23 protein-coding genes are annotated in these 22597 nt (G+C 52.8%); 14 read left to right on the forward strand and 9 right to left on the reverse strand.

Annotated features, from left to right (window positions below; genetic code table 11):
- Positions 1–64 precede the first annotated feature (64 nt).
- Entirely contained in the window at positions 65–820 is a 756-nt protein-coding gene (locus BLQ17_RS03550) for an inositol monophosphatase family protein (protein ID WP_245694975.1), read from the forward strand.
- A 13-nt stretch (positions 821–833) separates the two neighbouring features.
- Here BLQ17_RS03550 and BLQ17_RS03555 read toward each other — a convergent pair whose 3' ends face one another.
- The 3 genes from BLQ17_RS03555 to BLQ17_RS03565 form a co-directional block, all read right to left on the reverse strand.
- Positions 834–1328, reverse strand: coding sequence for a DUF3124 domain-containing protein (locus BLQ17_RS03555; RefSeq protein WP_092219869.1), 495 nt, complete (start codon positions 1326–1328; stop codon positions 834–836).
- 113 nt (positions 1329–1441) lie between these two features.
- A complete protein-coding gene (locus BLQ17_RS03560; RefSeq protein WP_092219871.1) occupies positions 1442–1933 on the reverse strand; it encodes a ferritin family protein in 492 nt (163 codons plus the stop codon).
- 129 nt (positions 1934–2062) lie between these two features.
- A complete protein-coding gene (locus BLQ17_RS03565; protein ID WP_092220082.1) occupies positions 2063–2728 on the reverse strand; it encodes a nitroreductase family protein in 666 nt (221 codons plus the stop codon).
- 504 nt (positions 2729–3232) lie between these two features.
- On the opposite strand from BLQ17_RS03565, the gene lon reads away from it, so the two are divergent.
- Positions 3233–5677, forward strand: a complete 2445-nt coding sequence (lon, locus tag BLQ17_RS03570) for an endopeptidase La (protein ID WP_092219873.1) — start codon at positions 3233–3235, stop codon at positions 5675–5677.
- 222 nt (positions 5678–5899) lie between these two features.
- On the opposite strand, the gene BLQ17_RS03575 is transcribed toward lon, so the two are convergent.
- Entirely contained in the window at positions 5900–6250 is a 351-nt protein-coding gene (locus BLQ17_RS03575; RefSeq protein WP_092219877.1) for a DUF3147 family protein, read from the reverse strand.
- A gap of 151 nt (positions 6251–6401) precedes the next feature.
- Here BLQ17_RS03575 and BLQ17_RS03580 point away from each other — a divergent pair, with 151 nt between their 5' ends.
- The gene (locus BLQ17_RS03580) at positions 6402–7097 is read left to right on the forward strand and encodes a DUF554 domain-containing protein (RefSeq protein ID WP_092219879.1); all 696 of its coding nucleotides are present in this window, start codon (positions 6402–6404) and stop codon (positions 7095–7097) included.
- A gap of 7 nt (positions 7098–7104) precedes the next feature.
- On the opposite strand, the gene BLQ17_RS03585 is transcribed toward BLQ17_RS03580, so the two are convergent.
- Together BLQ17_RS03585 and BLQ17_RS03590 are read right to left on the reverse strand one after the other, a co-directional pair.
- Positions 7105–7971, reverse strand: a complete 867-nt coding sequence (locus BLQ17_RS03585) for a DUF808 domain-containing protein (RefSeq protein WP_092219881.1) — start codon at positions 7969–7971, stop codon at positions 7105–7107.
- Positions 7972–8362: 391 nt separating this feature from the next.
- On the reverse strand, positions 8363–8560 hold the full coding sequence (locus BLQ17_RS03590; protein WP_092219883.1) for a hypothetical protein: 198 nt from the start codon (positions 8558–8560) through the stop codon (positions 8363–8365).
- Between the two features lie 236 nt (positions 8561–8796).
- Between BLQ17_RS03590 and BLQ17_RS03595 the strand changes: the two genes are divergently transcribed.
- The 3 genes from BLQ17_RS03595 to BLQ17_RS03605 all read left to right on the forward strand — a co-directional run bounded on the left by BLQ17_RS03595 (position 8797) and on the right by BLQ17_RS03605 (position 10932).
- The gene (locus BLQ17_RS03595) at positions 8797–9276 is read left to right on the forward strand and encodes an RNA polymerase sigma factor (protein ID WP_176761064.1); all 480 of its coding nucleotides are present in this window, start codon (positions 8797–8799) and stop codon (positions 9274–9276) included.
- Complete coding sequence (locus BLQ17_RS03600) at positions 9276–9854, forward strand: glycogen-binding domain-containing protein (protein ID WP_092219887.1); 579 nt, start codon at positions 9276–9278, stop codon at positions 9852–9854. The genes BLQ17_RS03595 and BLQ17_RS03600 overlap by 1 nt, the downstream gene beginning before the upstream one ends.
- Before the next feature lie 157 nt (positions 9855–10011).
- Entirely contained in the window at positions 10012–10932 is a 921-nt protein-coding gene (locus BLQ17_RS03605) for a hypothetical protein (protein WP_143005428.1), read from the forward strand.
- A gap of 102 nt (positions 10933–11034) precedes the next feature.
- On the opposite strand, the gene BLQ17_RS03610 is transcribed toward BLQ17_RS03605, so the two are convergent.
- The 3 genes from BLQ17_RS03610 to BLQ17_RS03620 form a co-directional block, all read right to left on the reverse strand.
- Complete coding sequence (locus BLQ17_RS03610) at positions 11035–11376, reverse strand: hypothetical protein (RefSeq protein ID WP_092219891.1); 342 nt, start codon at positions 11374–11376, stop codon at positions 11035–11037.
- A gap of 113 nt (positions 11377–11489) precedes the next feature.
- The gene (locus tag BLQ17_RS03615) at positions 11490–12386 is read right to left on the reverse strand and encodes a homocysteine S-methyltransferase family protein (protein WP_245694978.1); all 897 of its coding nucleotides are present in this window, start codon (positions 12384–12386) and stop codon (positions 11490–11492) included.
- An 18-nt stretch (positions 12387–12404) separates the two neighbouring features.
- A complete protein-coding gene (locus BLQ17_RS03620; RefSeq protein WP_092219894.1) occupies positions 12405–13709 on the reverse strand; it encodes an MFS transporter in 1305 nt (434 codons plus the stop codon).
- A 325-nt stretch (positions 13710–14034) separates the two neighbouring features.
- Between BLQ17_RS03620 and BLQ17_RS03625 the strand changes: the two genes are divergently transcribed.
- The 8 genes from BLQ17_RS03625 (at position 14035) to BLQ17_RS03655 (ending at position 22597) form a co-directional block, all read left to right on the forward strand.
- Positions 14035–14592, forward strand: coding sequence for an XRE family transcriptional regulator (locus BLQ17_RS03625; RefSeq protein ID WP_092220084.1), 558 nt, complete (start codon positions 14035–14037; stop codon positions 14590–14592).
- A gap of 12 nt (positions 14593–14604) precedes the next feature.
- Positions 14605–16257, forward strand: coding sequence for an AMP-binding protein (locus BLQ17_RS03630; RefSeq protein ID WP_092219896.1), 1653 nt, complete (start codon positions 14605–14607; stop codon positions 16255–16257).
- 3 nt (positions 16258–16260) lie between these two features.
- Positions 16261–16404 carry a hypothetical protein gene (locus tag BLQ17_RS22470; protein ID WP_176761065.1) on the forward strand — a complete coding sequence of 48 codons (144 nt, stop codon included), beginning with the start codon at positions 16261–16263 and terminating at the stop codon, positions 16402–16404.
- A gap of 42 nt (positions 16405–16446) precedes the next feature.
- Positions 16447–17097 (forward strand): TetR/AcrR family transcriptional regulator, encoded by a 651-nt coding sequence (locus BLQ17_RS03635; protein WP_092219898.1) that lies wholly within the window; start codon positions 16447–16449, stop codon positions 17095–17097.
- A gap of 61 nt (positions 17098–17158) precedes the next feature.
- Positions 17159–18742 (forward strand): PAS domain S-box protein, encoded by a 1584-nt coding sequence (locus BLQ17_RS03640; RefSeq protein ID WP_092219900.1) that lies wholly within the window; start codon positions 17159–17161, stop codon positions 18740–18742.
- Between the two features lie 265 nt (positions 18743–19007).
- Positions 19008–19769 (forward strand): ABC transporter ATP-binding protein, encoded by a 762-nt coding sequence (locus tag BLQ17_RS03645; RefSeq protein ID WP_092219901.1) that lies wholly within the window; start codon positions 19008–19010, stop codon positions 19767–19769.
- 9 nt (positions 19770–19778) lie between these two features.
- On the forward strand, positions 19779–21704 hold the full coding sequence (locus BLQ17_RS03650) for an AMP-binding protein (protein WP_092219903.1): 1926 nt from the start codon (positions 19779–19781) through the stop codon (positions 21702–21704).
- Positions 21704–22597 (forward strand): branched-chain amino acid ABC transporter permease, encoded by an 894-nt coding sequence (locus BLQ17_RS03655; protein ID WP_092219905.1) that lies wholly within the window; start codon positions 21704–21706, stop codon positions 22595–22597. Before BLQ17_RS03650 ends, BLQ17_RS03655 begins: the two co-directional genes overlap by 1 nt.

The raw sequence follows: 22597 nt of genomic DNA on the forward strand, positions 1-22597 counted from the left end.
ACGATTATTGTGCCAGTCGGCCAAAGACTTTTTAAAAAACAGGGAGGAGATAATGCTCGATTTCATGAAACACATCGCATTCAAGGCGGGGGAACTATCTCTTGCGGCTGCCAGGGAACCCGATTCACTGACCGTTGAGTTCAAGGGGGAAAAAGACCTCGTGACTGCTGTGGACCGTAAAATTGAGGTTTTTTTGACCGAGGAGATCCTGAAAAAATATCCGGGTCACACCATAGTCGGCGAGGAATACGGGACTAAAACGGCAGATGAAGGGTGTCGCTGGGTGATCGATCCCATTGACGGAACGGTGTCCTACGTGCACGGATTGCCCGGATACAGCATCTCCCTTGCCTATCAGGAACAGGGGGTGACCAGGGCGGGAGTAGTATACGGCCCTCTGCTGGGCCAGATGTTCAGCGCGGAACATGGCAAGGGCGCTTCCATGAACAGGAACCGTCTTCAGGTCTCCAGTCGTAAAAAGTTGCGCGAATCTGTTCTGGCAACCGGTTTCGCCTGCCTGAGGGCCGGGGCCGAAGACAACAACCTCAAGCATTTCAACAAAATTGTGCCCAGGCTCCGCGATGTACGGAGAATGGGATCCGCCGCCCTGGATCTTGCCTATGTCGCGGCGGGTAAGCTTGATGGTTTCTGGGAGCTGTGCCTGTCAGAATATGACGTGGCCGCAGGGGTGATTCTGGTCAAGGAGGCTGGTGGCTGCGTTTGTGATTTTGGTGGCAAGGACAATTTCCCGCAACAGGGGATTATTGGTGCCAACCCTTTTCTCGTGGAAAAAATCAGATCCATGTTGCAGCACCAATAGCTCTGTGTGCACCCTATGGTTTGGCAGGGGGGAGGGGGTGCTCTGTGACAACCCGCCCCCTTGATGTAAAGGAAATGCCGAGCTGGGACTGGGTGCCTATCATGACGGATTCCGCAATCGGTGGATTTGTCGGTTGTCTGGCGGACCACGTCACCATGAAGTTTGCCCCCGATCCGCCGCTGTTGTCTCTTTGCGGAACAACGAAGCGGATCGATCCAAGCGGGCTCAGAACTGTCGGCTCTGGAAGATAATCCTTGACCAGGGCGCCGTTGGTTTCATGATAGTTGACTGTTGTTATGGTCAGCGGATTTTGGGGATCGATATTTCTGATCGAAAGGGTAACGGAAAGCAGCAGGGGGGTCTCCTTGTTGCCGTGATAGATATGGGAATAGGCCGGAACATATAGAGTCTGGCCAAGGCTGAGCGGCAGGGATGCCTCGGCATGGAGCATGGTTGTGGTGGGCAAAAAAAACAACAATGCAGCCGTAACAAAGAGAAGTCGATTCATGGTACTTGTCACCGTACAGGGTTTTGGGGGCAAAGAAAACCGGGTCGGATGTTGTTGCCCCCCTTCATCTGGTCGCTGATCCGATAAAACTGCCGCCTCTTGTCGGGGCCAATTCAGTGTGGCTGCTCATCGCACTCCTGTTTTTTCAAGGTCGCCACCTCCTCGAGCTTGGTGATGTGCAGCTGTTCTTCAGCGATGATCTTATCGAGCTGGCCGAGGGTCTCCTCATCATCGATAAAACCGCGCAGAAAATTGTAGAAAAGGATGGTCTCCTGTTCCAGGGCAATCGAGATGTCGACCACTTCCTTGGCGGTATCGGCCGCCTCCAGCTGTTGCTCGTTGGTCAGAAAAGAGCTGCTCTTGACGATGTCCTGGAGCAGCGTTTTGCCAAGAGTCTCCATCTCGCGCTGTTCGGCAGTCAGCGGTTTACTGGTGTCGAGGTTGCTGGCGAACCAGGCAGCGTGACGCTTTTCCTGCTCCGCCATCCACAACAGAATTTCCTCGACCCGCCGGTTTTTTGCCAGCTTGGCGGCATTTCTGTAACTTTCTTCCCCGTTTTTCTCTATCTGTATAGCTATGTTCTTGATATCACCGATGGTAAACATTCAGTTTTTCTCCCAAAAAAAACCGCTTGGATTGAACCGCCAGAGCATTTCCCCCTCCCCCTAAGGAAGCTTCAACCATCTGGGGATGCTCAAGGTATTTGCTTGTTATATACAAGGTAATGTACCTGTCTACTCTAAAAAAGTGGTAAATTTTTCAACTTCAATCCTGGTTGTACGGTAGTTGTTTACCGGTGCCCCAGGGTCTTCATATCCAAGGGCCATGCCGCAGATAAGAATCGTCTCCTGCGGGTAGCCAAGGGTCTTTTTCACCAGCTCCGGATACTGGCCGAGCGCTGCCTGGGCGCAGGTTGCCAGTCCCTGTTCGACGGCAGCGAGCATAACCGATTGTATGAACATGCCGTAATCAAGAAAGGATCCTTTTTCCATGATAGGATCAATAAAGAAAAAGAGAATGACCGGAGCATCAAAAGCGCGGTAGTTGGCCTGCCATTGACGCAGCCGCCCCGCCCTGTCCCTTCTTTCGATGTTCAGTGCTGAATAAAGCGCTGCCCCGCATTCGACCCGCCGTTTTCTATAAGGCTCTTTCCAGTCGTTCGGGTAGTAGTTGTAATCCATCTCTCCTGCACCTTTTTGCTCGAACTGCTGCTGCATTTCCTGGGTCATGCTCTTTTTCAGTTTTCCGGAGACCACCGCCACATGCCACGGCTGGGCGTTGGTTCCAGACGGGGCGTGGCGGGCTGCGTTGAGGATATTGATAATTTTTTCCCGTTCAACCTCCTTTTTCAAAAAGGCGCGGGTGGACTTGCGGCGCATCAATGCTTCGCCAACGCTGATCCCTTGCCCCGCAACCGGTGCTTGATGGCTGAGGGAATCCTCTCCAGGGTCGAAAACTTCATGGCAGGATGGGCAGATAAAGAAATTTTTCCGGCGTCCGTTTTCCCGTCGCAGCATGGTGTGGAATCCGTCCTGGTATCCGCAGATGGGACATTTTTTAAACTCGCTTAGTAGCTCAACTTTATTCACTGTATAATTCATCAGTCATCACCGGATTTGTGTTGTGTTTTGGGTTAAATTCATACAATCCGGATAAAGAATAATAATTGTTTTCCAGAGATCAATGACGGGCAGGAAAACCAGTGGTGCATAAGGCGACTTATTTGCAGAGAAAATATGGTGTTCGGTGAAAAAACATTTTGCAAACAGGTGCAAATGATTACTAGTACTGGTAATTAATGGATAAAGGTCCAGCGTTGTCATAACAACGGGGCCGACTGTTTGATGGTAGAGGAAAAAATAAGATGGGTGTTGACCCGGGAGAATAGACGAAGGAGGAAGAGAATGGCCGAAGAACCGACTGTACTGACCCCTGACGGCATAGAATCGCCTGGTGACGACCAGGATAATCGGGAGCAATCTCAGAAATCCCTGGTTGTTTCCAAGGATCTGCTGCCGGAGAAGATAATGGTGATCCCGCTCCACGATCGTCCGATGTTCCCCAAAATGATGGGGCCCGTCATTGTCGACGACCCTGTGCTGCAACAGGCGGTGATGAAACATGTCAACCAGAAAAAACCGCTCTATCTCGGTTTGATTCTGCTGCACCCGAAAGAAGATGGCCTTGCCCACTATGCCGAAAGCGGGGACGATTTTTTCAAGGTGGGGGTCGTCACAAGGGTTATCCAGGTATCGCCCTTCAAGCCCGGCGAGCCGTTGCAGGTATTGGTGCAGGCTCTGGAAAGGTTTGATGTGGTGTCAATAGTGAAAACTGACCTGGGATTTGGTGCCGAAGTCAAGTACTGGTATGAGTCGATACGGGAAAATACCGAGGAGTTCAAGGCGTATTCCGTGGCGATCATCGACTGCATCAAGGAACTGGTGAATCTGAACCCGCTGTTCAAGGAGGGGCTGAGCCTGCTTATTGAGCGGATCAATCTCAGCGATCCCGGGTCACTTGGTGATTTTGCGGCCTCCATGACTACCTCTTCCGGGGTCGAGATTCAGAAGATTCTCGAGACCGTCGATGTGCGCAAGCGTCTGGAGCTGGTTCTTATCCTGTTGAAAAATGAGGTGGAAATCTCAAAACTCAAGGCAAAAATTTCCAAGCGGATCGAAGAGCAGCTGTCGAAGCAGCAGCGGGAATTTTTCCTTAAGCAGCAACTGCAGGAGATCAAAAAGGAGCTTGGCCTGGCCAAGGACGACACCCAGGCCGAGATTGAAAAGTTTCAGGACCGGGTTAAAAAGCTTGTCTTGTCGGAGGAGGCCCGGGAAAAGGTAGAAGAAGAAATTGAAAAGCTGAAGCTTCTCGGATCGTCGTCGCCCGAGTTCAACGTTACCAGGACCTATCTCGACTGGCTGACCATTCTGCCGTGGGGGGTCTACTCCAAGGACAGTTATAACCGTAAAAAGGCGCAGAAAATCCTCGACCGTGACCACTACGGCCTCGACGACGTGAAAACACGCATCCTGGAGCTTATATCCGTCGGTGTGATCAAGGGCGACTTATCGGGTACGATCCTGCTGCTGCAGGGGCCTCCAGGGGTGGGCAAGACGTCGATAGGCCGGTCGGTCGCCGACAGTCTCGGTCGGGAATTTTTTCGTTTTTCCCTCGGAGGGATGCGTGACGAAGCAGAGATTAAGGGACATCGCAGAACGTATATCGGGGCAATGCCGGGCAAGTTTATTCAGGCGATCAAGACGTGTAAAACGGCAAACCCGGTTATCATGCTGGATGAGGTCGACAAGATCGGCGCCAGTTTTCAGGGCGATCCGGCATCGGCGCTCCTGGAGGTCCTGGATCCTGAACAGAACAGGGATTTTCTCGACCACTACCTCGACGTCCGCTTTGATCTGTCCAAGATCTTTTTCATCTGCACCGCCAATCAGCTCGACACCATTCCCGGCCCGCTGATGGACCGGATGGAGGTGATTCAGCTGCCGGGGTATATTCTTGAGGAAAAAGTAGAGATCGCAAGGCGCCACCTGCTGCCCAGGCAGTTGAAGGCACATGGACTTACCGCCGGACAGGTCAACCTGTCAAAGACCGTTATTGCCGAGATTATCGACGGCTACGCGCGCGAGGCTGGGGTCAGGGGAGTTGAAAACTGTATCAAGAAGATCCTCAGAAAAAGCGTCAGCAAGATAATTGATAACCCCGAAGAGAAGGTCCGGATCAAGAAGGGCGATCTGAAGGATCTGCTCGGCAAGAGGTTTTTCAGTGAAGATTACGCCTATAAAAAACCGATGGTCGGGGTGATCACCGGGCTGGCCTATACCACCATGGGAGGGGCCACCCTGCATATAGAGGCCGTCCCCATCCCCACCGGACAGCCGGGGTTCAAACAGACCGGGCAACTGGGCAAGGTCATGGTTGAATCGTCTGAAATCGCTTATAGTTATATTCGATCATTGATGCGGGATGACGACAAGGTAATCGAGTTTTTCAAAAATAATCTGGTTCATCTCCACGTCCCGGCCGGGGCAACCCCGAAGGACGGTCCTTCGGCGGGGATAACCATGGCCTCGGCACTGTATTCACTGGTCACCGCACAACCGATCCGGAAACATATCGCCATGACGGGGGAGTTGACCCTGTCGGGGCTGGTCATGCCCATCGGCGGGGTAAAGGAGAAGATGATCGCCGCCAAGAGAGCCGGAATCCAGGAGGTGTTGCTGCCAAAAGACAACCAGGAGGATTTCGAACTCTTGGCCGACCATATCAAGGAGGGGATCTCGGCCCACTTTGTTTCCCGTTTTGATGAGGTGCGGCGAATCTGTTTCAAATAATCGCTGAAATTTTGGCGACTGAAATATCTTGCCGGCATTGACTTTCCTGCCGGCAAGACATCCGTGTCTATTAAACAAAACATAGGCCAGACAGACCTGTCCCCCCAGACTCGACACTCTGGGGGGACCTGAAACGCTGTTGTCCATGGACGCCTCAATGGGGCTCAATCACGGGTTGCTGCAGGTCTCTGTTGAAGCTTTGATGCTTTTTTCCGGGGGCTGCTACAACTGGACACCATAATAGTGCAAAATCGCAACAAGTCCCCAGTAACAGCAGGCGGTTACTGATGTTGCAATCACCAGGCTCAAATAAAAATTGACGCCCATGCCAAGCAATAGCGGCAAGGCGATAAAGAATGTCAGCGACGGCAGTACCAGCCAGAAAATACTTTTTGCAAGCGAGGTTACCAGCGTGACATTGCCGGTGTCCTGGTAGAGCCACACCAACGCAAGCAGTGAAACGGTGGGAACAGATGCCAAGATCGCGGCAAGAAAAGTGTTGCGCTTGCCAACTTCTGAGATTATGACCACCAGTCCTGCGGTAACCACAATTTTGGTGAGATAATAGATCAACGGCAGCCTCTGGGGTTGTTGTGAATGAAAAATATCTTGATGTTAAGCAATTGAGTCAGTGACTCGGCGCAGCACAGGTGGTATAGAGTTTCAACTCTTTTCACGTTTTTTCTTTATAAAACCACAATTATGGCCGTCAATACAAGAAATCATGCTCGGTACAGTCGTAAATAGTGTTGCAATTATTATCGGAAGTCTGCTTGGATTGTTTTTCAGCCGTTCCTTTCCCGATAATTACAAGGAGATCATCATGAGCGGGGTGGGCCTGTCGGTGGTGCTTATCGGGATTAAAAGCGCCGTCTCCTCCGACAGTCTGATGGTGGTGATTTTTTCGGTTATAATCGGCGCGGTCATCGGTGAAGGCTTGAAGATCGAAAAACGGCTGGAGCGTCTGGGGGCTTTTTTGGAGGAAAAAGTTGCCAGGAAATCATCGGATACAAGTTCTTTTGCCCGGGGATTCGTCACCGCAAGCCTGGTATTCTGTGTGGGGTCCATGGCGATTGTCGGTTCCCTTGAGAGCGGCCTTACCGGCAATCACCAGACGCTTTTTGCCAAATCGATCCTGGACGGCGTGATTTCGATTATTTTTGCCTCCGCCATGGGGGTGGGGGTGATGTTTTCAAGTGCGGCCGTTTTTCTTTACCAGGGACTGATCACCGTCACCGCAGGGCTCATGAAAAATCTTCTGGTGCCCGAGACCGTAACGCAGATGACCTCGGTGGGCGGTCTGCTTATCATGGCGATCGGCCTGAATATGCTCAAGGTCACAGCGATCAGGGTTGGCAACCTGCTCCCCGGGGTGTTTTTGCCGATAATTTACTATATGGGGCTGCTGGTCGTCGGCTGAAATGGTCTTAACGGAATCTTGTAATGAGCTGCCGGATGGCAAGCAGTATCGTGCCGACAACAAGACCTGTCATGAAATCCGCTGCCGGTGAGGGCAGCGAGCCGAGAAGGTGATGGAGCCGATCGATATTATGGGTGAACATTCCGCCGCCCACGAGAATCATTGCCACGGTGCCGACAACCCCCAGCAACCGTATGACAACCGGCAGGGATGTCACCAGTAATCTGCCGCTGGCCGCCGTCACCTGTCGTACCACCCCCGTCGATCGATGTGCCAGCCTTATGAGAAAAAAACCGACGTCGTCCATCCTGACAATCAGGGCCACCAAACCGTAAACCCCTATTGTCGCAAGTGCAGCAATAAGGCTGACCACCAGTAGCTGCAGCGCGGGCGGGTGGCCGATAACCGTTCCCAGGGTGATTACGACTATTTCTATGGAAAGGATGAAGTCGGTGCGGATCGCCGACCGTATCTTGAGTTTTTCGCTTTCCTGCTGGTTTAGCGGTTCTGACACTGGCTCCTCGTGGGGTTGGCTGGACCGGCAGCACAGCACGTGGTGGATCTTTTCCACTCCCTCGTAGCTCAGGTAGGTGCCCCCGGCAATAAGGATCGGTACGATAAGCCAGGGGAGATAAGCGCTCAACAGGAACGCCAGCGGAAGAATTATCAGTTTATTGACAAATGACCCCTTGGTGATGGCCCACAGCACCGGTAACTCCCGGGATGCCCGAAATCCGGTGGCCTTTTCGGCGTTAACCGCCAGGTCGTCTCCCAGCAGACCGGCGGTTTTTCTGGCCGCCACCTTGCTGATTGCAGCTGCATCGTCAAGCAGCAGGGCTATGTCGTCGAGGATAGCGAAGAGTCCTCCGGTCATTGGCTTTCCCTCTGGTAAAAATTAAAGTATTTCGAGTCATTATACACCTGTTTGTAAAATTTTTCACTGACGATCGACGTTGTGTCAGGCTTTTTCGGATAGGGGCGAATGCGGCTGTCGAGACGTATCCAGTATACCCGGGTTGTAAATTCGTAGCTGGGGTAATTGGGCGGTTTGCCGGGATCGAAAATGAACGGATAGAAAAACAGAGAAAAACGTAAAATGGATAAACCAAAAGCGGCTTTCGTTGCTGGTAAAGAGGGAAAACCGCCCTGGTCCGTGCGATAGTCACCACGGTTGGCGGCAAGGCAAATGTGGTGACCAGCGGGACGATCGTCTTTTTACAGCCCCATTGGCAGGGGCGGCCAGATGTGTGCGAGAGGCGCGGGTATCACGCCGCCAGTTTTTCTTTGACGGCAAACTCCTCCACCGTCCGTTCGCTGATTTCCCAGCTGACGCCCCGGCGATTGCCGGACATGGTGACATATGTCCGGGCTTCTTCTATGGTGGTAAATATCCTGTCCAGCTTGCCGTTGCCGCATGCTCCGCATTGCATTGGGTCAAATCTCATGACCACAAATACCTTCATACCAGCACCTCCTGTTGAATAATATGATTATTACATATAATATAACATGTAATGCTGGGCGCTGCAATACCCAAGACGGTCTGTGCACGCAGGCGCGTATTGTGAACAAATAATCCTGTTTTGTTGGAGTCCTGGGAAAAATGTCGGCTGCGACCGGTAACCTTTTGCACTCGGATCCGTTATATTACTATACGATGATGTTTCGGGACAGCCCCATCTTTACCGTGGACTTTTATATGTCTGAAATATACAGAGATTTTTATACCCAATACAGAAGCAGACTTTTTGGATATCTGCTCTATAAAAGCGGGGACGCCGAGGTTGCGAGGGATATCATGCAGGAGAGTTTTGCCAGGCATTATCGGCGCTACGGCAATGCGGCTGTTTCTTCTCCGGCACTTCTTTTTACCATAGCTCGCAATGCGCTGGTTGATTTTACGAGAAACGAGAAAGTATTTCTCCGCATAGATAAAATTCCGGTGCTATCGACAGCTGACGAGGAATCGAATTTTATCGCCAGGGAGTCTGTTGCCCGGATTCATCAAGCTCTTGAAAGATTACCGGAACAGGACAGGGACATCCTGGTCCTGGCAGTTAACGGGATCGCGTATAAAGAAATTGCCACCATCCTGGACCTGAGTCTTGCAAGTGTCAAGGTCCGGGTACACCGGGCCAGGCGGCGGCTTCGAAATATTCTTGCCGGGGAGGCGAAGTGATGGATCGTTTAATAAGCATGTATATCGATGATGAATTGTCTCTGGATGAAAAAGTCACATTCGTGGAAAATGTTCATGCCAGCGGAGCGTATTTTAACGATACTGTCGCCTTGCTCAGCCAGGAGAAGCAGCTGAAGGCGGTGTTCGATTGCCAGGAGCCAAAGTGTTCTCCCCCCGCTTTTAGACGCCGCCGTCTTCCCTCTGTTTTTTCCTGGGCTGCCGCCGCCGGTGTGTTCCTGATCCTGTCCTTTGTTGCCGGAATGAACATACACAATGTCAATGACACTCCCGAAGAAACGGCAATCACCAGCCAGCCCGTCCAGTATCACAGGTTTGTTATTTTTCGTGAAGGAGTTGACAGGGTTGACATTTCCGGTAGCTTCACCGATTGGCAGAGAGTGCCGTTGCTCCCCGTCGGCTCCTATGGCTACTGGGAGGTGCAGCTGCAGGTGCCATACGGAGAACACAGGTATTCCTTCATTGTTGACGGTGACAAATATATTCCTGATCCAACGGTACCGGCGAAGGAGGCGGACGACTTCGGTGCGATGAACTCAGTTATCGACGTGAAAGCATAGCGCTAAGCCGTTATAAACCTTTTTTCGTGCAGCTGTTTTCAGTATCTTGGTTCATGGGGGGAACGTTTTGTCGGGTGTCGCGTTGTGGAGAACAGGTAGGTATGGATCAGTGGCCGGGTGGTCATGGCTCAAACAGAAAAAATATGCAAAGAAAACGATGATGAAAATACTATCTCTTGTAACCGGATGCATCCTTCTTGTCACAGCTCTTTGTAACCCGGCGTATTCATCAGACAGTGTCCCCGACCAGCACCGGGTGAAAACAGAGAAGATTAGGCCAGTGCCGGGAGGTGGCGATATTTCACCTGCCCTTCTTCAGAGAATGAACAGGTACCGGTTTACCCATGCCAATATAAAGAGGATACAAACCATCCTCCACGACATGAATAATCGGAGACTGCCGGCAACCCCGGTTGAAAACAAGGTGAACGAGGGTATTGCCAAGAATATTGACCAACGAAGGATTGTCCAAGCGGTCGAGCGGATAAGGGACCGGTACCAGAGAGCTTACCGCCAGGCTCGCCGACTGAGTGGAGATGAATCCCGTATCCGCCAGTTGGGAGACCTGATAGCCGGAGCGTACATTGCCGGCTTGCAGGAAAAGGAGTGCGAACGGATAGTGTCGCAACTCAGGTCGATAAACCGCGCTTTGAGCCCGGAAGAGCGGTACCGTCTGGCCGAAGAAACGATGACCGCGGCACGCAGTATGGCGCGTCGGACAGTCAGGTCCCGGACAGCAGCCGACCTGTTGGTCAAGGCCTTGAAACATTCCTACCGTTCGGGTGACATGGGTCAACTGAGGCATCAATTTGAAAACAGGGCGAGATTTGTCGAAGCGGAAAGAGCTGTCAAAGAGCTATCTGGAGAAATCGGCGGTGGTGGCTCCATTGGCAAAGCACAAAGCGGTGTCGGTGCAAAGAAATTAAGTGACGCAGACAGCTCCAGGGGTGATCGGGACCAGGCGGGAGGATCGTCTGGCAGCGGCTCAAACGGCTCAGGTGGCCATGGCGGTTCGGGAGGCTCAGGTGGCGGTTCCGGTGGCGGCTCAGGTGGTGGTTCCGGCGGAGGGCACAAGTAGGGGGGAGCGTTCCGGTAGAAGAAAATTTTCAGGATGCGATCAGTATCTGGCAAAGGTGTGGACCGGAAAATTTACCAGGCTCCGGGCTCTCTGTTTGAAACTCTACCGGGGTGGCTCGAAGACACAGTTTTTTTCGCCGAAGTCGTCCTGTTCCTGTAGTGGACAGGGGGGAAGATATATGTTGTCGTCAATAATGTAAAAATAGCGAAAAGCTGTTGTTGTCGCCACTGTTATCTTCCAGAGTCCTTTCTGATTCTGAAGTTTTTGCCCGTAAAAATTGTCAAGAGAAGAGAAAAAGGTGACCTGCCGGGCATGGGGGTTGTTGAGAACCAGCGTAATTTCCCTGCCGTTCAGGCCAGAGCGGTAGGTTGCACAGGAACAAAGGGTCATAGTCAATACCAGCAGGATCATCAGTTCCGTGAGGATTGCTTTCGGTGAAGCCATTTTTTCCTCCCCGCGCTTTGCCAGAAGGGTGAAAGCCTTAGATCCACCTGGCTGAGGCTTTCACCGGTTTTTGTGACGGTTGCGCGCAGGCGACAGTCACGGTTGTCTGCATATCAGCTGGCGATCTCTCTGATGAAATCGGGAGTGGTGCCGCAGCATCCGCCGACGACCTCGACGCCGAGGGCCTTTATTTTTGCGATATTTTCGGCGAAAAACGAAGCGGTCTCGGGATATCTGATGATGTCACCTATGGATTCCGGGGCGCCCGCATTTGGCTGAATTATCACAGGGCTGTCGACGCTTTCGCGGATTTTCTGCGCCAGAGTGATCATGGTGTCGCTTGCCAGGGAACAGTTGGCCCCGACCACCGAGGCGCCGCAGTCCACCAGGCGCTTCATGCTGTCACCGGGGCTGTTGCCCATAAGGGTGAAAAAGCCCTTGGCCTTTTTCTGGAAGGTCATGGTGGCGAAAACAGGTTTTCCAGACACTTTCTTGATACCTTGCAAGGCCGCAAGGATTTCATTGAGGTCGAAGAATGTCTCGATAATAAAGAGATCGACCCCGGCTTCTTCGAGGATGGCTGCCTGCCTGGCAAAGTGATCAACCGCCTGTTCGGGATCAAGCATTCCTGCAGGTCTGAGCATTTCTCCTAAGGGGCCGATATCACCGGCGACGAAATTGCCGGGTCCCGCCGCCCGACGGGCCGCCTCCACCCCGGATCTGTTGATCTCCCCGGCGTCCGCAGTTATTCCTGATTTTTCGAGTTTGAAGGGGGTGGCGCCAAAGGTGTTGGTGGTTGCAACATCGGCTCCGGCATCAAAATATGCACGGTGTATTTTTTCTATGGTCTCGGGCTGTTCGATGTTCCACAGCTCCGACGGTTTGCCGCCAGACAGCCCTTCAGCAAAAAGCATCGAGCCCATAGCTCCGTCAAATATCAGACCTCCGGCCGCGATTTTCTCCATCAAGTCCATGTTGTTCCTGTCTTCTTTGGTTAGTGTTGCCGGCATCCTGCGGCGCAGGTGCCTCTACTGTTTTTCAGCGAGCTGTCTGCAGTGGGTTTCCCTGGTGAACAGCAACAGGGTAAGGGAGAAAAGTGCCCAGATTATCATGAGGCTGAAACCTTTTTCGTACGCATCAACGTTGTAGATCCTTACTCCCAGATGACTATTGCCCTCCCACAGCAGATCAAGGATTGTGCCCACGGCGGGCTGCAATATCATCGGTCCGATCATGACCCCCATATTGACAATGCCCGACACGGTTCCCGCCAACCGCGCCGGTGCCGATTCCTTGGCAAAAGCGAAACTTATTATCATCGCCCCCGAGCAGAACCCGGTTATGACCATGGCCGCAGCCAGCTGCAGCATGGATAAGTTTCTGCAATAGATAATAATCGTCCATCCGAGAATTGCAAAGACATAGCCGCAGACGTACACTGTTTTTCTGTTGCCGATCCTGTCCGAGAGCCAGCCGAAAAACGGTCCGCCGACCGCCCATGCCGTGAGCAACGCGGAGCTCAGCGCGGCGCTGAACGCGGGGGATACCCCGTAGGCGGCGCTCAGGTAGGGAACACCCCACAGACCGGAAAATGTCAGTATCGCACCGACCAGACCGGCGGGAATGAAAAAGAGCAGGAGTGCATTGCGGATTGACGCCACCTCAACGATATCCGGGAGAATTCCCGAACGCTTGACTGGGGCACCGGGGGGCAAGGAAGGAGAAAAATCCCTGAATCCCTTGTGGCGGGGAAAGTCGCGGATAAATATCCATGAGCCTCCGGCCACCACAAGGGTGAGGGCGGCAGAAAATAAGATAGTGTTTCTCCATCCGAAACCGTCAACCAGAAGTCTGAGCGGTGTCCCCGCAAATACGGCGCCTGCCACTCCGCAGAACAGGGTGAGTCCGGAAATAAGGGCGAATTGGTTGGGGGGGAACCAGTTGATGGAGAGTTTTAATAATCCGACAAACGCCACCGCCACCGAAGCGCCGATCAGCAACCGGCCCGTCACCGCCCAGATGAAGGTCGGGGCCAGCGCGAACATCACGGCTCCGACCGCGGCCACCAGCGCGCCTCCGGTAAGCAGCCGCCTGGGGCCGCATCTGTCAGCGAGAATTCCCGTGGGTATTTGCATTGCCACATAACTGTAAAAATAGAATGCCGAAAGATTACCAAGCGCAGTCCCGGTAATTGCGAAATCCTGCATCAGTTCGTTTGTTATTACCGCCGGGGCGACACGATGAAAAAAAGCCAGAACGTAAAAAGCCGCGCCGAATCCCCAGACAAAAAGACTGTTTCTGAAGGTCGGGGCGGTTGCAGGAGAGTGAGCCATTGTGTTTAAGGAATGTTTCGTTTACAAGAGTGTGGGTTACCGATTGAGGGTGACCAGAACTTATCGGGACTCACCAGGGGGCTGAATGCTTCTGGGACGGCCCGCAGGTGTCAGAGGTCATAACTATTCACGGGGAAAAACTCAACCTGTTTTGTCACGGGACAAAGAAAAACAGTTACTCGCTAGACAAATCCCCTGCAATAAAATAAAGTTATGCTTTTTGAAAAAAAGTTATATAAGGCTGCACTGTTCGTTGGTTCTGAAAAAGCTGAACGAAGCGGACGCAGCGGTGGATACTAATCTGACGAGACACGCGGAGAAAAGAATGAACCAGGAAAATAAAATAGGCAAGAGAATAAAGACCTACCGGGAAAAATTGGCCATCGGGGTGGAGGAACTCGCGGACAAGGCCGGTTTGTCGCTATCTCTTTTAGAAGATATTGAAGCGGGAAAAATCATTCCGGCAATCGGGGTCATGGTCAAGCTTTCCAGGGCGCTGGGCCAGCGGGTTGGGACTTTCACCGACGACCAGATAGCAAGAGATCCGGTGATCACCCGCTCCTCCGACAGAGAAGAGGGTGTCGCCCTGCACAAAGGAAACGATCAGGGGCATTACAGTTATTATTCGCTGGGGTCCGGCAAGACCGACCGTCATATGGAGCCTTTTTACATAAACATCTCCCCCACCGAAGACAAGAGTACCTCCGCCCATGAAGGCGAAGAGTTCGTCGTGGTCACTTCCGGCGCGGTGGAGCTGATCTACGGTAATGAAACCTACGTCCTGAACGAGGGCGACTCCATGTATTATAATTCTCTGGTGCCCCACTGCCTGAGCGCAGTTGGCGGCGATGCGAAAATTTATGCTGTTATTTTTACTTATTAACAGGTGGCGATGATGACCAGAGAGACGATAGTAAGAGAGGCGACCCTGGGGCAGATTCTCGCGGAAACGGTGGAGAAATATCCGGACCAGACCGCCGTTGCCTATGTCGACAGGGAATACAGCCAGACATGGAGAGAATTTGGAGAAACCGTTGATACCATTGCCAAGGGATTGATGGCGATGGGGGTGAAAAGAGGCGAAAAAGTCGCCGTCTGGGCGACAAACGTTCCCCACTGGGTTGCGCTGCAGTTTGCCACCGCCAGGATAGGGGCGATCCTGCTGACGATTAACACCAACTACAGATCAGAGGAGATCGATTACGTTCTCAAACAGTCCGATTGCGAGAATATCTTCATAATGAACGGGCTGCGGGACGCGAATTATCTCGAGATCATGTACGAGCTGGTTCCTGAACTGAAAACCCACCCGCGGGGACAGCTCCGCTCTTCACGCTACCCGAGCCTGAAAAGGGTGTTTTTCCTCGGACCGGAAAAACACCGGGGGGTCTATTCGATAGCCGAGGTGATGTCCCTGGCCGTTGCCACCGCGGACGAAGAGTATCGTGAACGTCAGGATTGCCTGGACCCCGATGACGTGATCAATATGCAGTATACCTCGGGGACAACAGGGTTTCCCAAGGGGGTGATGCTGACCCACAACAACATCGGCAACAACGGTTACTGGCTTGGTGCCGGGCAGAATATGAGCCACCGGGATAAGGTCTGCATTCCGGTGCCTCTTTTTCACTGTTTTGGCTGTGTTCTCGGGGTGCTTGCCTGTGTCAACCACGGCGCTGCCATGGTTTTTGTCGAAACATTCGACCCGGTCCAGGTGATGATGTCCATCGAAATGGAAAAATGTACCGCGGTGTACGGCGTGCCGACGATGTTCATGGCCATGCTCGACAACAAGCTGTTCGACAAGTTCGATTTCTCTTCTTTGCGTACCGGCATCATGGCGGGTTCCCCCTGCCCGGTGAAGACCATGAACGACCTCATTTCGCGGATGAATATGACTGAAGTGACCATCGTTTTCGGTCTGACCGAGGCGTCTCCCGGGATGACCCAGACAATGTACAACGAACCGTCCATCAGGAAAAAATGTGAGACGGTCGGCAAGGCCATGCCCGGTATCGAGGTCAAGATTATCGATACCGAAACCGGGGAAGATCTGCCTCCGGGAGAGCCTGGAGAGGTGGTATGCCGCGGCTACAACGTCATGAAAGGGTATTACAAGATGGAGGAAGCGACCAGGGAGACGATAGATGATAACGGGTTCCTCCATACCGGCGATATCGGCATGATAGATGAGGACGGCTACTTTGCCATCACCGGCAGAATCAAGGATATGATCATCAGGGGCGGGGAAAATATTTACCCCAAGGAGGTCGAGGATTTCCTCCACCATATGGAAGGCGTCAAGGATGTCCAGGTGGTCGGCGTACCCAGCAGCAAGTACGGGGAGCAGCCGGGGGCGTTCGTTGTTCCGTACCCCGGGGCCGACATCACCCCCCAGGATGTTATCGATTACTGCCAGGGCAAGATCGCCTGGTACAAGACTCCGAAATACGTCTATTTTGTGGATGATTTTCCGCTTACCGCATCGGGCAAGGTAAGAAAAATCGAGCTGCGTGAACGATCGTCCGAACTGTGGCCGGACGCATAGAAAATGCAGGATAAACTCTCCCGGGTATGGGCCATGCGTGTTGCGCGGCCGCACCGGGGGGATTTTTCGTTTCGGGTTCTCAAGCCGACGGGCGGCAAAGAGAAAAACCGGGTGCGGCGGTCCACTCTTTTATGGTTTAATGTATGATGGCAGGAGCACATATTCGAGAACGAGAAGAGGATAGAGCAGATGAGAGTGGACGAAAAGAATTCCAGGGAAATTGCCACCCAGATAAAAGATAAAAAGCTGGTAGAGGAGAGACGGAGCCAGATTGTCGACTGCGCCGTAAAGCTTTTTATCAAACATGGATACCACAAGACCACAACGAGAATGCTGGCAAGGGAGACCGGGCTCTCCATTGGTTCGCTGTATGAGTACATAACCACCAAGGACGATGTGCTCTACCTGGTGTGTATGGCGATCCACAATGCGGTTGACTCGGCCCTGCATGAAGCGATGGAGAGATCCAGTCTGCTCGGCGGCAGGGAGTCGCTGAAAAATATCATCAGGGAATATTTTCTGGTGTGCAACCGGATGAGCGATCACGTGCTGCTCATGTATCAGGTCACCCATCTGCTGCCGGTGGAGAGGCAGAATATCGTTCTCGAATCAGAACTTGGCATCACCGCGCTTTTTATCGACAGCATGCAGCAGCTGAAAAAAAACGGGAAATTGATTCTTGACGACGATACCATAAACCTGATAGGCCATAATATATCGGTCATAGGCCACACCTGGGCTTTCAGGAGGTGGTATTTCTGCCGGAATTTCACCATTGACCAGTATATCGAAAAGCAGACCGAATTTATCATGGGGTTCCTGCCGGAAACCATCGAATAACCCAGCTGTCGTCCGGTGGCGATGTAACAACCACGGATGATCCATCTTCTACCGGCTTTTTATGGGTGAACGAAACAGTCCCCGGGAGTTGGCGCAAAAAGTTGCCGAACTGGAAGCTGAGATCCTTCAGCTGAAGGCGGCGAAAACCGCCTTCAATCGTCAGAACGCCTCGCTGAAAGCACTGCACGAGACCTCGTTGGGGTTGATCGATACCCTCGGCAGGGAAGCTATTCTCGATAATATCCTTGAGCGCGCAGTCTCACTGAGCGGCTCCGGTCATGGCTATATCTACCTGCTCGACAGTGAGCACGACCGGATGCGCATGGTGGTCGGCAAAGGTTTTTTCAAGGGTCAGTTGGGCCGCGTGGTGGCAAGAGGGGAAGGTATCGGCGGTCGCGTCTGGCGGGATGAGTGCCCCCTGGTGGTTGCGAATTACCAGTCCTGGGACAACCGGATTGCTGACCGGGAGCTTGATCAGCTCCGATCCATCGTCGGGATTCCGCTTAAATACCGGGACCGGGTGCTCGGCGTTATCGGCCTTGCCTACGTGGAGGAAGGCGAGCGTTTCACAGAAGAAGACGTGGTCACCCTGGAGCGTTTTGCCGCCCTTGCCCTTATCGCCCTGGAAAAGGCACGGTTGTACGGGGGAATGCAACATGAGCTGCTGGAGAGGAAAAAAGCGGAGGCGATCCTCAGACAGAGTGAAAACAGGTATCGTACCTTCCTGGAATCATCGCCCGATCCCATAGTCGTATACGATATGGATGGGATCGCGACATACGTCAATCCCGCCTTTGAGCAGACGTTCAAGCTTTCACGGGGAGAGCTGCTCGGCAAACAGATCGATTTTGTCCCGGAAGAGAGCTGGCCGGAGACCAGAAAGGCCATATTACGGCTGCAGCAGGGACAGAAAATCCACCTGTTTGAAACAAAGCGGCTGACCAGGGATGGCAAGATCCTTGACGTGCAGCTCAGTTCGACCCTGTACCAGGACAGCGACGGCAACCCCCTTGGCAACATCGTGACCCTAAGAGACATCAGCGCCCGGAAAAAGGCGGAACAGGAACTCGACAGGTACCGGGGCCACCTCGAGGAACTGGTGAGGGAGCGCACCGCCCTGCTGGCAAAGGCAAACATGAAGCTGGAGCTTGAAGTCGATGAGAGAAAACGTGCAGAAAAAGCCCTGAGGACAAGGGAGAAAGAACTCAAGGCCCAGTCGCACCATCTCGAAGAGGTCAACACCGCTCTCAGGGTCCTTCTCAAACAGCGCGAAGAGGACAGGAAGGAGCTGGGGGAAACGGTGCTGAAAAATGTGGAAGAGCTGGTGGTCCCCTACCTCAGAAGAGTCGGCAACGGCCAGCTGAACAGCCGACAGAAAACGCTGTTGGGAATTCTCGAGACGAATCTCAACAATATCCTTACCCCCTTCTCCCATGTCCTGTCCCAGGACCTGGCCAGACTTACCCCGGTTGAGATCAGGGTGGCGAGCCTGGTTAAAACGGGAAAGACCAATAAGGAGATAGCTGAGATATTACTGGTCTCCAAAAACACCATACTGTTTCACAGATATAACATAAGAAGGAAATTAGGCATTAAAAACAAGAAGATAAATCTGTGTTCCCACCTTTTGTCTTTGGAGAAATAGTAGGTAATACCCACTATTTTGCCACTGTTATATAAACTTGATAATATTTTGTTATTAAGTATCCTGAATGTATAGCTTAAAAAAAAATTAACATTGCAGCTGCCCGGCAGCCAGACGATGTCTCTGGAGTAGGCAGGTGAAGCTTAAGTTATTCCGGCACGGTTCCCGCGGCTCCGTCGTAATGTCAGGTCACCGCGGCTGCGCTGCCAGAGCCTGCGATATTGTTCGACCTGAAAATAACGAATCCTAAAAACAGTTGGCGGTTATGACCTATCTCACTGTTTCCGACGTAACGCTTACATTTGGCGGACTAAATGCTCTTACCGATGTCAACATGGATATCGAGCCGGGCATCATCACCTCGATCATCGGACCAAATGGTGCCGGCAAGACAAGTATCCTCAACTGTATCTCGGGTTTTTACCATCCGAGCAAAGGGGAGATCCGCTACGGCCGCCGCAGCCTGACAAAAGCATCTCCCCACCAGGTTTCCAACTACGGCATAGCCAGGGCGTTCCAGAATCTTGAACTGTTCAGCGGACTTTCCGTCCTTGACAACCTGATGCTGGCCCGTCACCAGAATCTGAACTATTCCATCCTGCATGCCGTCTTCTACTTTGGCAAGGCGGCGCGGCTGGAGGCGGAAAATCGCGCTTATGTCGAGAAAGTGATTGATTTTATGGAGCTTGAGCCGTACCGAAAGATGATGGTCGGCAATCTCAGTTACGGGGTGCAGAAACGAGTCGAGGTGGCGAGGGCTCTCACTCTTGCTCCCCGCCTGCTGCTGCTGGACGAACCGATGGCCGGAATGAATATCGAGGAGAAAGAGGATATCGTGCGCTTTATCCTCGATCTGAAAAAAGAGTGGAATATCACCGTGGTCCTGGTGGAGCACGACCTTGGCGTGGTGATGGATATTTCCGACCAGATCTATGTCCTTGATTTCGGAATGTTGATCGGCAAAGGGACGCCCGATGAGGTAGCGTCGAATCCAAAAGTAATAGATGCTTATATCGGAGAAGAATAACCGTACCCCATGGATAACAAAGAGCAACTGGCACAATTGACCATCCCGCAGCTGCTGCGGTGGCGGATGCGAAAGACCGGCAACAAGGTCGCCCTGCGCGAAAAGGATTTCGGCTGCTGGAACAGCTATACCTGGAACGACTATTATGAGCATGTGCGAAAGGTCGCCCTGGGGTTGTTGGCGATCGGGTTTGCCAGGGAGGACAAGATTGCCATCATCAGCGACAACATTCCCGAGACCTTTTTCGTCGCCATCGGTGCCCAGTCGGTCGGCGGGATATCCTCGGCGATCTATCAGACCAGCCTGCCGGAGGAAATAGGCGATATCCTCCAGTATCTCGAGGTTGCTCTGGTTTTCTGCAACGACCAGGAACAGGTGGACAAGGTGGCCGAGGTCCGGCATAAAATCCCCGGAGTGAAAAGGGTGATCTACGAAGATCCCAGGGGGATGCGCGGATACCGAGACGACGACTGGTTCATGGAAATTGCCGAACTCTATCGGCTGGGAGAGGATGCACACCGCAAAGATCCCGCCCTGTTCGATATCCTCGTCGATCGGGGAAATGGCAGCGACGTATGCCACCTATGCCTTACTTCCGGAACCACCGGGCTGCCCAAAGGCTCCATGCTGACCCATAAAAATTATATCAACATGGGACTGCAGCTCACCGAAGTCGATCCCCTGGACGAGAGTGACGAGTATGTCTCTTTTCTCCCCTTTGCCTGGATCGGCGAGCAGATGAATTCTTTCGGTGTGGCCATGGCCACCGGGATAGCGATCAACTTTCCCGAGTCGGTTGAAACCAGCATGGATGATCTCAAGGAGATCGGACCCCACTTCATGTTCGGCGCACCGCGGATCTACGAGACCATCCGCTCGCAGATCTGGCTCAAGATTGACGAGTCTTACCGTATCAACAGGATGGTTTACGGATATTTCATGAAGGTTGGGGAACAAGCCGCCGGCTACCGGATGTCGGGGCAAAGTATGCCATTGTCCCTGCGACTCCTCGCATGGCTGGGCAGACAGATAATCTTCCGTCCGCTGGTGAACCAGATCGGGCTGCTGCGGTTGCGGCGCGCCTATACCGGCGGGGCGGCGCTTGGTCCCGAGCTTTTCACCTTCTATCAGGCTCTTGGGGTCAACCTTAAGCAGATCTACGGTCAGACCGAGATAGTAGGCATCGCCTACATGCACCGGGACGGTGATGTGCGGCCGGACACCGTGGGAAAGCCGCTGCCGGGAACAGAGTGCAGGATTTCCGGAGACGGTGAGATCCTGTCGCGTTCCGCTTCCGTTACTCAGGGGTATTATAAACTTCCCGAGAAGACCGCTGAACTGCTGGAAGGCGGCTGGCTCCATTCCGGTGACGCCGGCTATATCGACGAGCAGGGGCATCTCGTGGTTATCGACCGGATTTCCGATGTCATGTATAACAGGGACGGGGAGATGTTCAGCCCCATGTTTCTGGAGAACAGGCTGAAATTCAGCCCCTATATCAAGGAAGCGGTAATTTTCGGCGATAAGATGGACTATGTATCGGCGCTGATCAATATCGACCCAATCGTCGTTGGTAAATGGGCGGAGGACAGGGGGATATCGTTCAGCACCTATATGGACCTGTCGTTTAAGCCGGAGGTTGCCGATCTGGTAAAAAGAGAAATTGAAAAAATCAATGGGGCGGCGGAAAAGACACACTTTAAAATTCATCGGTTTGCCAATCTCTACAAGCTGCTCGACATGGATGACGGGGAGTTGACCAAGACCGGGAAAATCAGGAGAAAATTTGTCCGGGAAAAGTATAACGATCTCTACCTGGCACTCTATGACGAATCGATTGCCGAAAAAAAGGTGGAGGCCACATTCCAGTACCAGGACGGCCAGACGGCAACCGTTGAGACAACCATACATTTCTACACAATGGGCGGTGGGTGATGAGTTATTTCTTTCAGCTGGTAATAAGCGGAGTGGTGGTGGGGTCAATCTATGCCCTTTCCGCACTCGGGTTTGTCCTGATCTATAAATCCAGCAGGGTGCTCAACATCGCCCATGGGCAGATCATTGCCGCCGGCGCTTTCATCACCTATGGCCTGACCGTATGGGCCAACCTCCCGATCTACCTGTCCTTTGTGCTGAGCATGATCTTGACCTTTTTCCTGGCAATGAGCGTTGAGCGGATCTTTCTCCGGCGGCTGATCGGCGAGCCGATCATTTCCGTTATCATGGTCACCATAGGCTTGATGTCGATACTGGACGGGTTGATCTACCTCACCCCTTTCGGTACCGAAAATTTTTCCTTTCCGCCGTTTCTGCCGGTTACGCCCATCGCCTTTTTCGGAGTGTCTATTTCCTGGACCCAGCTTGTCGGGGTGATCGTAACCTTTACCCTGATTGCGGGTTTTTCCTGGTTTTTTAAAAAATCCACGGTGGGCATCTCAATGCGGGCGGTGTCGGACGACCAGCTGGCGTCCATGTCCATAGGTATTTCCGTGCCGAGAGTGTTCGGGCTGGCATGGGCCATGGCCGGCCTCAGCGCCGCCGCTGCCGGGGGTATTATCGGCAATATCACGGGTCTCAACTTCGATACCCTGCACGCTTTTGGCATCGTGGTTTTTCCGGTGGTGATTCTCGGTGGGCTCGATTCGATCCTGGGAGCCGTGGTGGCGGGGATCATCATGGGGCTCATCCAGCAGTTTGCCAGCGGGTATCTTGACGGCAATTGGGGACTCAACGGAACGGGAGAGGTGCTGCCCTATATTATCCTGTTGATAATTCTGCTGTTCAAGCCCCATGGCCTGTTCGGCATTCACGAAATTGAACGGGTATAG

It is taken from the genome of Desulforhopalus singaporensis (assembly GCF_900104445.1).
Lineage (GTDB): Bacteria > Desulfobacterota > Desulfobulbia > Desulfobulbales > Desulfocapsaceae > Desulforhopalus_A > Desulforhopalus_A singaporensis.